Here is a 443-nt window from a genome sequence, read left to right as displayed (position 1 = left end):
ATCCTCAAGCAAGGCGATGCGCCGCTCCATCGGGAAGCTCAACATCGGCACCGCGCTTATGACACAGTCGAACTGTTCGGCGTTTCGCTCCGCCAGGACTTCATCCAGCGAAAACACGTCGCCCAATCGAACATCGACGTCTGGAAAGCGCCGCGTCAGGCGGTGACAGAAATCCTTGGAGTACTCAACCGCGATCAGCTGCTGTGGCTTCACGCCCTTGTCCAAGATCGCCTTGGTGATTACGCCGGTTCCCGCCCCAAGCTCAAGAACGGGCAGCCCGGACGCTGGCCTGATCACGCTAGCCATGCGGCGCGCCGCATGAACGGAAGTCGGCATAAGCGCGCCCACTCCTTTTTTGTCCTTTTGCCAGCACCGGAAGAATTGCACTTCTTCCTCAAACTTCCGGCCGAGGCGCTCCTTCAAGCGAAAGACCATGTCTACTC

The 443-nt window shown here is 58.9% G+C and carries 1 protein-coding gene; it reads right to left on the bottom strand.

The annotated features are described in order from the left end of the window. The coding region (locus C0Z19_RS27700) for a class I SAM-dependent methyltransferase (protein WP_199180804.1) at positions 1 to 423 on the bottom strand (423 nt) is incomplete at its 3' end. Positions 424 to 443 lie beyond the last annotated feature (20 nt).

Source organism: Trinickia soli, from assembly GCF_002879855.1.
GTDB lineage: Bacteria > Pseudomonadota > Gammaproteobacteria > Burkholderiales > Burkholderiaceae > Trinickia > Trinickia soli.
This window is presented reverse-complemented; position numbering and strand designations above follow the sequence as displayed.